Source organism: Pseudomonas sp. NPDC089422 (genome assembly GCF_044749405.1).
GTDB lineage: Bacteria > Pseudomonadota > Gammaproteobacteria > Pseudomonadales > Pseudomonadaceae > Aquipseudomonas.
The window spans coordinates 42,413-51,693 of sequence record NZ_JBIVHW010000016.1; the positions used below are offsets into that span (position 1 = coordinate 42,413).

A 9,281-nucleotide genomic window follows, 5' to 3' on the forward strand; every position below is an offset into this window, starting at 1 on the left:
TTCTCCCGCTGGGTGTCAGTCGAAACGTGCCGCGCTGTAGGGCGCAGGGTCGGTGAAAGGGCGCTCGCCGGTGAGCAGTTCGGCCACCAGGCGGCCGCTGACCGGGCCGAGGGTGAGGCCGTGGTGGGCGTGGCCGAAGTTGAACCACAGGCCTTTGTGCCGGGGCGCCGGGCCGATCACCGGGCGCATGTCGGGCAGGCAGGGCCGACGGCCGAGCCAGGGTTTGTCATCGAGGCGCTCGCCCAGGGCCGGGAACAGCTTGCGGGCCAGGGCTTCGCAGCGCTTGAGCTGGATTTCGTTGCCCGGCGCGTCACTGGCGGCGAACTCGATGCCGGTGGTCAGGCGCACGCCGCGGGCCATGGGGGCCAGCACATAGCCGCCCTGGGTGTCGCAGATCGAATGCTGCAGCTGCGCGCCTTCACGGGTGCCGTAGTGCATGTGGTAGCCACGCTTGATACCCAGCGGAATGCGGTAGCCCAGGCGCTCGAACAGGTCACCCGACTGCGGGCCCAGGCAGGCCACCACCTCGTCGGCGGTAATCGGGCCCCGTTGGCTGTCGACCTGCCATTGACCATCGACCTGGCGCAGGCTGCGTGCATCGCCATGCAGGAACTGCCCGCCACGCTGCACGAACAGCGCCGCGTAACCACGGGTGAGGGCGCCGGGGTTGCTGACGGTCTTCGGGTCGAGCCAGTGGATGCCACCGACCACCGTGCTGTCGAGCTGCTGTTCGCGCGCCTGCAGCTGGCTGCGTTCGAGGATTTCGTACTGCAGGCCGTAACGGGCCAGGCCCTTGAGCTCGGCCTTGGCCTGCTCGAACAGCGCCGGTTGGCGATAGACCTCGATCCAGCCTTTGGCCTGGACCAGCCCCTCGAGGCCGGCGGCGTGGATCAACGCATCGTGTTCATCGACGCTGCGCTGCACCAGCGGCAGCATGTCGGCCGCCGCCCCGGCCAGGCGACCGGGCGCCGACTGCTGCCAGTAGCGCAACAGCCAGGGCGCCGCCTTGGGCAGGTGCAGCAGGCTGTAGCGCACATCGGGCTGACGGTTCAGGCCATAGCGCAGCAAGGCGCCAAACTGCCGCGGGAAGGCATAGGGGATCACGCTGGAGCGCTCGATCAGCCCGGCATTGCCATGGCTGGTGCCGCTGCCGGGGTCATCGCGGTCGATCAGGATCACCTGGCGCCCGCGGGCCTGCAGGTGCAGTGCGGTACTGACGCCGACGATGCCGGCGCCGAGAACAAGGGTCTGGCAATGCATGGATGTATCCTTCGGTCAGTTCAGGTGGCGGCCCAGGCGGGCTTCCAGGTGTTTGAGCAAGCGCCGGACCAGTTCGACGATCACCAGGTAGAGCACCGCGGCCCACAGGTAGATCTGGAAGTCGAAGCTGCGTGAGAACGCCAGTTTGGTCACGCCCATCAGGTCGTAGATGGTCACCAGCGAGGCGATGGCGCTGGCCTTGATCATCAGGATCAGCTCGTTGCCCAGGGGGCCGATGGCCACCAGCAACGATTGCGGCAGGATCACCTTGAAGAAGGTGGTCGAGCGTTTCAGGTTCAGCGCCCGTGCCGCTTCGTACTGGCCGGGCGCCACGGCCATCAGGCTGCCGCGGAAGATCTCGGCCTGGTAGGCGGCGGTGTTCAGGGTGAACGCCAGCAAGGTGCAGAACCAGGCTTCACGGAAGAACCACCAGAGGCCGACGTCCTGCCAGAAGCCTTTGAGCGAGCCCAGGCCGTAATACAGCAGGAACAGCTGTGCCAGCAGCGGCGAGCCGCGGAAGAAGTAGATGTAGCCAGCCGCGATGCGCTGCAGCAGCCGGTGACGCGACATGCGCGCCAGGGCCAGCAGCAAGCCGAGCACGGCGCCCAGACTGAAGGAAATCGCCACCAGCTTGGCGGTCACCAGCAGGCCATCGACGAAGCGCGGGCCGTAGCGTTCCAGCAGCTCGGGGTCCAGCACCAGGCCCAGCAGTTGTTCGGCACTCATGCGCGTGTTCCTTGCAGGTGGCGGTTGCTGCGGCGTTCTATATAGGCGAACACCCGTCCCGAGGCGGCCGAGAACAGCAGGTAGCCCAGGCAGGCGACGCCATAGAAGAACATCGGCTCCTTGGTCACGCTGACCGCCAGGTTGGTCTGGCGCATCAGGTCGACCAGCGAGATGGTCGACACCAGCGAGGTGTCCTTGAGCAGCGACAGCCAGTTGTTCGACAGGCCTGGCAGGGCGATGCGGGTCAGTTGCGGCAGCACTACCTTGAAGAACCCGGTGCGCTTGCTCAGGCCCAGCGCCGAGCAGGCTTCCAGTTGCCCTTTGGGCAGGGTCTTGAACGCCGCCAGCCAGATTTCGCTGGAGAACGCGGCGAATACCAGGCTGAAGGCGATCATCGCGGCCAGGAAGGTGTTGATCAGGAATTCACCTTCATAACCCATCGCCGCCAGCAGCTTTTGCGCGGCGATCTGGCAGCCGTAATAGATGATCAGCAAGGTCAGCAGCTCGGGCAGGCCGCGGAACACCGTGGAAAAGGTAGTGGCCCAGGCCCGTGGCAGGCGCTTGCGCGAACGCGCCGCCAGGGCAACGGCCAGGCCCAGCGGCAGGCCGACGGGCAGACAGGCGAGGGCCAGGGAAACGGTGACCAGGGCGCCGGCCAGCAGCGCCTGGCCCCAGCCACCACTGGCGAAGGACAGCAAGGACAATTGATCGAGCATGACGAACACCTTGTGTTGACCTCACCGGCCTCATCGCTGGCAAGCCAGCTCCCACAGGTACCCCACTGTATTCAAGGCCAGTGAGCTACCTGTGGGAGCCGGCTTGCCGGCGATGAGGCCCGATCAGGCAAAGCTGGCTTGGAGATCAGTTGTAGATATCGAAGGCAAAGTACTTGCTGGCGATCTTCTGGTAGGTGCCGTTGGCGACGATCTCGGCCAGTGCGGTGTTCAGCCGCTGGCGCAGGGCGTCGTCGTCCTTGCGCACGGCAATGGCGGCGTTGGCCTTGGTGTCGGCAACGTCGCCGAGGATCTTGCAGCAGTCGCTGCCGTTCTTGTTCATCCACTCGTGCAGCGGGAACTTGTCGGCAATCACCCCGTCCAGGCGGCCGGCGGCGAGGTCGGCGTTGGCCTCGTCCATGGTCGGGTACAGCTTCACGTCGGCGCCGGCCTTGGCGTACACGTCTTCGGCATAGATGGCCTGGGTCGAGGACGACTGGGCGCCGACCGTGTAGCCGTCGAATTTGCTCTGGGCGTCGCTGATCTTGCTGTCCTTGGCCACGGCCACGGTCAGCGGGGTGCGGTAATAGTGGTCGGTGAAGGCGATTTTCTTGCGCCGTTCTTCGGTATCGATCATCGACGCCACCACGGCATCGTACTTGCGCGCCATCAAGGCCGGAATGATGCCTTCCCAGTCCTGGGCGACCAGGGTGCATTCGACCTTCATCTGTTCGCACAGGGCGTGGGTAATGTCGATATCGAAGCCGTGCAGCTGGTTATCGGCATCGACATAGTTGAAGGGCGGGTAGGCACCTTCGGTGGCGAAGCGCAGGGTCTCGGCGCTGGCGTTACCCGCCAGCAGCAGGGCACACGCACCCAGCAAAGCCATGGTCTTGTTCATCTCGCACCTCTTGCACTCTTGCTATTGTTGTTTGCCCGCGGGCCACGAGGTGTAGCCGACGAACTCGTTATGTAGAGCGGCAGTCGCTTCCAAGCGTTTTTCAACATCAGGCCCGAGCTTCTTGCAGACCTCGTTGACCATCAGGTGCACCCACGACAGCATGGTCGCGGTGGACTCCCAGAACAGGTTGAATTCGGTGGGGATGCGGAACACTTCGTCGGCATGGGCATCGGCCCATTCGCAGAAGGTGTCGGTCACCAGGGTGACCGGGATGCCGGCGGCGCGCGCCTTCTGGCACAGCTGCAGGGCATGGCGTGAATAGCGACGGGCCTCGAACACCACCAGTGCGGTGTCCTCGCTGCGGCCGAGCAGCACGTCGCCGAAGTGCCCGGCGCTGCCATCGACCAGTTGCACGCCGTCGCGCAGGTATTGCAGCAGGTGGCTCATGCACATGGCGATGCCGCGCTCGGTCTGGAAACCGGCGATGCACACCCGTGGCTTTACCGCCAGGCGCTGCGCCACGGCGTGCCAGGCATCGCTCTGGCGGTATTCGTGCACGCGCACCAAGGCCGCGATTTCCCGCTCCAGGCTGCCGGCGTTGTCGCTGATATCCTGGTTCTGGCGATATTCTTGCAAGCGATCACCCATCAGCCATGGCCCGTCGCCGAGGTCGCTCTGCAGGTCTTGCTTGAGCGCCTTGAGATGGGCATAACCGAGGGAGCGGCAGAAACGGCCAACGCTGGACTCGCTGACACCTAGCTTGTCGGCAATGCTGGCTGAGGTTTGGAACGGCAGTTCGTGCAGGTTGGCGAGCATGTAGCTGGCGATCTTGCGGCCCGAGGCTGCGGCCCCTTGCAGGCTGTTTTCCAGGCGTTGCTTGATCGGTTGGCTCATGCTGCTGCTCCAGTGAGGCGTGGAATAGAAAATGGCTGTTTTCTGTCATGCCGTCAACATTTGACAGATAGCTGTCACTTATCGGAAAGTTTTTGTCGTCGCATACGCTGTTGCCATTCCAATTCCAATAAAGGAGCTACAGATGTCCGCACCTTCCACCAGCCCGCTCGTGCGCGTGCCCTTCAGCGAACTGCAGGGGTTGTTGCAAGCGATTTTTCAGCGCCACGGCTGCAGCGAAACGGTCGCCACCGTGCTGGCCCACAACTGCACCAGTGCCCAGCGCGATGGCGCTCACAGCCATGGTGTGTTTCGTATTCCCGGTTACGTTTCGACCCTGGCCAGTGGCTGGGTCGATGGGCGTGCGACACCGCAGGTGACCGATGTGGCGTCGGCCTACGTGCGCGTGGATGCCGCCGGTGGCTTCGCCCAGCCCGCCCTGGCAGCGGCCCGTGGGTTGCTGGTGGAAAAGGCCCGCAGCGCCGGCATCGCGGTGCTGGCGATCCATAACTCGCACCATTTCGCCGCGCTGTGGCCTGATGTCGAACCCTTTGCCGATGAGGGCCTGGTGGCACTGAGCGTGGTCAACAGCATGACCTGCGTGGTGCCGCACGGTGCGCGCAAACCGCTGTTCGGCACCAACCCGATTGCCTTCGCCGCGCCGTGTGCGGGGCATGACCCGATCGTCTTCGACATGGCCACCAGCGCCATGGCCCATGGCGACGTGCAGATCGCCGCGCGGGCCGGCCAGGCATTGCCTGAGGGCATGGGCGTGGATGCCCAGGGCCAGCCGACCACCGACCCCAAGGCCATTCTCGAAGGTGGCGCGCTGTTGCCGTTTGGCGGGCACAAGGGCTCGGCGCTGTCGATGATGGTCGAGTTGCTGGCGGCGGCGCTGACCGGCGGGCATTTCTCCTGGGAGTTCGACTGGTCGGGGCATCCGGGGGCGAAGACGCCGTGGACCGGGCAACTGATCATCGTCATCGACCCGAGCAAGGCCGAGGGTAGCCGGTTTGCCCAGCGCAGCCGCGAACTGGTCGAGCACATGCACGCCGCAGGGTTGTCGCGCATGCCTGGCGAACGCCGCTACCGCGAGCGGGAACTGGCCGAGCGGGAAGGGGTGGCACTGACCGAACAGGAACTGCAGGGCCTTAAGGCGCTGCTGGATTGAGCCGTTGTGCAAAGTTGCATAGACAACCTTGCACTTATGTGATGTTCCTTGGGCCCGAGTCCGGGTATCCTCAGGGCAGTCTTTCCGAACTGTCCTGATCCAAGGAGCTGCACGCTGTGTTCAAACATGTCGATGCCTATGCCGGCGACCCGATCCTCTCGTTGATGGAAACCTTCAAGGCCGACCCGCGCGCCGACAAGGTCAACCTGAGCATCGGCCTGTATTACGATGAGGCCGGTGTGGTGCCGCAGCTGGCAGCGGTGGATGCGGTGGAAAAACGCATTGCCGGCCAGGCCCATGAAGCCTCGCTGTACCTGCCGATGGAAGGCCTGGCCAGCTACCGCCAGGCGATCCAGGCGCTGCTGTTCGGTGCCGATCACCCGGCGGTGACCGGCAAGCGCGTGGCCACCGTGCAGACCGTTGGCGGCTCCGGCGCGCTGAAAGTCGGTGCCGACTTCCTCAAGCGCTACTTCCCGCAGTCGGAAGTCTGGGTCAGCAACCCGACCTGGGACAACCACCGCGCCATCTTCGAAGGTGCCGGGTTCAAGGTGCATACCTACCCGTACTTCGACCAGGCCAGCCGTGGCGTCGACTTCGACGGCATGCTGCAAGCCCTGCAGGGCCTGCCGGCCAACAGTATCGTGCTGCTGCACCCGTGCTGCCACAACCCGACCGGTGCCGACCTGGAGCCTGCGCAGTGGCAACAGGTGGTGGAAGTGGTCAAGGCGCGTCAGCTGATCCCGTTCCTCGACATCGCCTACCAGGGCTTCGGCGAAGGCCTGGTGGAAGACGCCTACGCCATCCGCGAAATGGCCCGTGCCGGCGTGCCGTGCCTGGTCAGCAACTCGTTCTCCAAGATCTTCTCGCTGTACGGCGAGCGGGTAGGGGGCCTGTCGGTGGTCTGCGACGACGAAGCCACCACCCAGAGCGTGCTCGGCCAGCTCAAAGCCACCGTGCGCCGCAACTATTCCAGCCCGCCCAACTTCGGTGCCCAGCTGGTGGCTGGCGTGCTCGGCGATGCCGCACTCAACGCCCAGTGGGCCGCAGAAGTGGAAGTGATGCGCAAGCGTATCCTCGACATGCGCCAGGCGCTGGTCGATGCCCTGGCGGTGCTGCTGCCAGGCCAGGACTTCCAGTTCTTCCTGCGCCAGCGCGGCATGTTCAGCTACACCGGCTTCAGCGTCGAGCAGGTGCGTCGCCTGCGTGACGAGTTCGGCGTGTACCTGATCGACAGCGGCCGGGTGTGCATGTCCGGCCTGCGCCCGGCCAACCTGCAACGGGTTGCCGAGGCCTTCGCCGCGGTACAGAAGTAAAACTGCACGGGGCCGCTTTGCGGCCCCGGGCACAACCCGCTTGTAAAGACAAGTGCAACCGCTCCTCGGAAAGGGGCTTCGCAAGTGCAACCTTTCCGTGCACAATCGCGCCCCTCTTCCCCGGTTGAGTTGGGCGAATCGTCTAGTTCGCCATTCTCAGCCTGTTGCAGTCTTGCGAGTGGAGCTTCACCCGGAATGAATGAGCAGGCCCCAAGCGTTGAACAACGCTTTGTAGAATCGACCCCCGCCACCCTCGGCGCCTGGTCGCGTAACGACACTACCTGGATGCTGGGCCTGTTCGGCACAGCCATCGGCGCGGGGACCTTGTTCCTGCCGATCAACGCCGGCCTCGGCGGCTTCTGGCCGCTGCTGATCCTGGCCGCACTGGCTTTCCCGATGACCTATTTCTCCCACCGTGGCCTGACCCGCTTCGTGCTGTCCGGGCGTAACGGGGGCGACATCACCGAAGTGGTCGAAGAGCATTTCGGCATCAAGGCCGGTGCGTTGATCACCGTGCTGTACTTCTTCGCGATCTTCCCGATCCTGCTCATTTATAGCGTGGCGCTGACCAACACCGTCAGCAGCTTCATGGAGCACCAGCTGCACATGGCGCCGCCACCACGGGTCATCCTGTCGTTCGTGCTGATCCTCGGCCTGCTGGCTATCGTGCGCTGCGGCGAACAGGCCACGGTCAAGGTCATGAGCCTGCTGGTGTACCCGTTCATCGTGGCCCTGGGGCTGCTCGGCCTGTACCTGGTCCCGCACTGGACCGGTGGCATCCTCGACAGCGCTGCCCAGGTGCCGTCGGGCTCGGCCTTCCTGCATACGCTGTGGCTGGCCATTCCGGTGATGGTGTTCTCGTTCAACCATTCGCCGATCATCTCGGCCTTTGCCGTCGACCAGAAGCGCAGCTACGGCGAGCACGCCGACGAGCGCAGCGGCCAGATCCTGCGCCGTGCCCACCTGCTGATGGTGGTGATGGTGCTGTTCTTCGTGTTCAGCTGCGTGCTCACCCTGAGCAGCGCCCAGCTGGCCGAAGCCAAGGCACAGAACCTGTCGATCCTGTCGTACCTGGCCAACCACTTCAGCAACCCGACCATTGCCTTTGCCGCGCCGCTGATCGCCTTCGTCGCGATTGCCAAGTCGTTCCTGGGCCACTACATCGGTGCCAGTGAAGGCCTCAAGGGCATCATCGCCAAGACCGGCGCGCGCCCGGGCGCCAAGACCCTGGACCGCGTGGTCGCCGCGCTGATGCTGGTGGTCTGCTGGATCGTCGCCACCCTCAACCCGAGCATCCTCGGCATGATCGAATCGCTGGGCGGCCCGATCCTCGCCGTGCTGCTGTTCCTGATGCCGATGTACGCCATCCGTCGCGTGCCGTCGATGCGCAAGTACAGCGGTGCGCTGTCGAACGTGTTCGTTGTGGTGATCGGTGTGGTTGCGCTGACCTCGGTGGTGTACGGCCTGATCGGCTGATTCGCTGCCTGAAACAGAAAAGGCCCGGAGCGTTTGTCGCCATCCGGGCCTTTTTTTGTCCACAGAAATTGTCTGGCAATAGAACAATTTAAATGTGCCCATAGGCACCCGGCCGCCTTCATGATTAACTCAGTGTCCTTTTCAAACCCCGCATAAGGATTTCGTCATGGCTCAAGTGACCCTCAAAGGCAACCCGGTTCAGGTCAACGGCAACCTGCCACAGGCCGGCGCCCAGGCTCCAGCTTTCTCCCTGGTCGGTGAAGGCCTGGCTGACAAGTCGCTGAAGGACTACGCCGGCAAGCGCAAGGTGCTGAACATCTTCCCGAGCGTCGACACCCCGACCTGCGCCACTTCCGTGCGCAAGTTCAACGCCCAGGCCAACGACGTGGCCAACACCGTGGTGCTGTGCATCTCGGCCGACCTGCCGTTCGCCCAGGCGCGTTTCTGCGGTGCCGAAGGCCTGGAGAACGTGAAGAACCTGTCGACCCTGCGCGGTGCCGAGTTCCTGCAGAACTACGGCGTTGCCATCGCCGACGGCCCGCTGGCCGGCCTGGCTGCCCGTGCCGTGGTGGTACTGGACGAGAACGACAAGGTGCTGCACAGCGAGCTGGTTGGCGAAATCGCTGACGAGCCGAACTACGAAGCAGCCCTGGCTGTACTGAAGTAAGAATTGCCTGGGGGAGGGTCAAGGAACTCTTCTGTCTGGCCCCTCTCCAAGCAACACCCTGTAACGGCCCGGAACGCTTTCCGGGCCGTTTTCGTTTAAAGTTCAACCTTTTGGCAACGTCAGGCAAAGGTAAACCTCTGGTAAAGAGCCTTTGCTAGAACGA

9 protein-coding genes are annotated in these 9,281 nt (G+C 64.2%); 4 read left to right on the forward strand and 5 right to left on the reverse strand.

Annotated elements, in window-relative coordinates:
• Nucleotides 1-15 precede the first annotated feature (15 nt).
• The 5 genes from ACIPZ8_RS24955 to ACIPZ8_RS24975 form a co-directional block, all read right to left on the reverse strand.
• Complete coding sequence (locus ACIPZ8_RS24955; RefSeq protein WP_400728955.1) at nt 16-1,260, reverse strand: NAD(P)/FAD-dependent oxidoreductase; 1,245 nt, start codon at nt 1,258-1,260, stop codon at nt 16-18.
• A gap of 15 nt (nt 1,261-1,275) precedes the next feature.
• A complete protein-coding gene (locus ACIPZ8_RS24960; RefSeq protein ID WP_400728958.1) occupies nt 1,276-1,986 on the reverse strand; it encodes an ABC transporter permease in 711 nt (236 codons plus the stop codon).
• Entirely contained in the window at nt 1,983-2,702 is a 720-nt protein-coding gene (locus ACIPZ8_RS24965) for an ABC transporter permease (RefSeq protein ID WP_400728961.1), read from the reverse strand. Before ACIPZ8_RS24965 ends, ACIPZ8_RS24960 begins: the two co-directional genes overlap by 4 nt.
• A gap of 145 nt (nt 2,703-2,847) precedes the next feature.
• Nucleotides 2,848-3,600 carry a transporter substrate-binding domain-containing protein gene (locus ACIPZ8_RS24970; RefSeq protein WP_400728964.1) on the reverse strand — a complete coding sequence of 251 codons (753 nt, stop codon included), beginning with the start codon at nt 3,598-3,600 and terminating at the stop codon, nt 2,848-2,850.
• 21 nt (nt 3,601-3,621) lie between these two features.
• Nucleotides 3,622-4,494, reverse strand: coding sequence for a MurR/RpiR family transcriptional regulator (locus ACIPZ8_RS24975; protein WP_400728967.1), 873 nt, complete (start codon nt 4,492-4,494; stop codon nt 3,622-3,624).
• 142 nt (nt 4,495-4,636) lie between these two features.
• On the opposite strand from ACIPZ8_RS24975, the gene ACIPZ8_RS24980 reads away from it, so the two are divergent.
• From ACIPZ8_RS24980 to tpx, 4 genes are all read left to right on the forward strand, one after another.
• Nucleotides 4,637-5,662, forward strand: a complete 1,026-nt coding sequence (locus ACIPZ8_RS24980) for an Ldh family oxidoreductase (protein WP_400728970.1) — start codon at nt 4,637-4,639, stop codon at nt 5,660-5,662.
• 116 nt (nt 5,663-5,778) lie between these two features.
• The gene (locus tag ACIPZ8_RS24985) at nt 5,779-6,975 is read left to right on the forward strand and encodes an aromatic amino acid transaminase (RefSeq protein WP_400728973.1); all 1,197 of its coding nucleotides are present in this window, start codon (nt 5,779-5,781) and stop codon (nt 6,973-6,975) included.
• Nucleotides 6,976-7,170: 195 nt separating this feature from the next.
• On the forward strand, nt 7,171-8,451 hold the full coding sequence (locus ACIPZ8_RS24990; RefSeq protein ID WP_400728976.1) for a serine/threonine transporter: 1,281 nt from the start codon (nt 7,171-7,173) through the stop codon (nt 8,449-8,451).
• A gap of 166 nt (nt 8,452-8,617) precedes the next feature.
• Nucleotides 8,618-9,118 (forward strand): thiol peroxidase, encoded by a 501-nt coding sequence (gene tpx / locus ACIPZ8_RS24995; protein WP_152957577.1) that lies wholly within the window; start codon nt 8,618-8,620, stop codon nt 9,116-9,118.
• Nucleotides 9,119-9,281 lie beyond the last annotated feature (163 nt).

What these genes read in the sequence shown, in the direction of transcription:
- ACIPZ8_RS24955 (WP_400728955.1), bottom strand. Translation starts at nt 1,260, where the DNA reads ATGCATTGCCAGACCCTTGTTCTCGGCGCCGGCATCGTCGGCGTCAGT.
- ACIPZ8_RS24960 (WP_400728958.1), bottom strand. Translation starts at nt 1,986, where the DNA reads ATGAGTGCCGAACAACTGCTGGGCCTGGTGCTGGACCCCGAGCTGCTG.
- ACIPZ8_RS24965 (WP_400728961.1), bottom strand. Translation starts at nt 2,702, where the DNA reads ATGCTCGATCAATTGTCCTTGCTGTCCTTCGCCAGTGGTGGCTGGGGC.
- ACIPZ8_RS24970 (WP_400728964.1), bottom strand. Translation starts at nt 3,600, where the DNA reads ATGAACAAGACCATGGCTTTGCTGGGTGCGTGTGCCCTGCTGCTGGCG.
- ACIPZ8_RS24975 (WP_400728967.1), bottom strand. Translation starts at nt 4,494, where the DNA reads ATGAGCCAACCGATCAAGCAACGCCTGGAAAACAGCCTGCAAGGGGCC.
- ACIPZ8_RS24980 (WP_400728970.1), top strand. Translation starts at nt 4,637, where the DNA reads ATGTCCGCACCTTCCACCAGCCCGCTCGTGCGCGTGCCCTTCAGCGAA.
- ACIPZ8_RS24990 (WP_400728976.1), top strand. Translation starts at nt 7,171, where the DNA reads ATGAATGAGCAGGCCCCAAGCGTTGAACAACGCTTTGTAGAATCGACC.
- tpx (WP_152957577.1), top strand. Translation starts at nt 8,618, where the DNA reads ATGGCTCAAGTGACCCTCAAAGGCAACCCGGTTCAGGTCAACGGCAAC.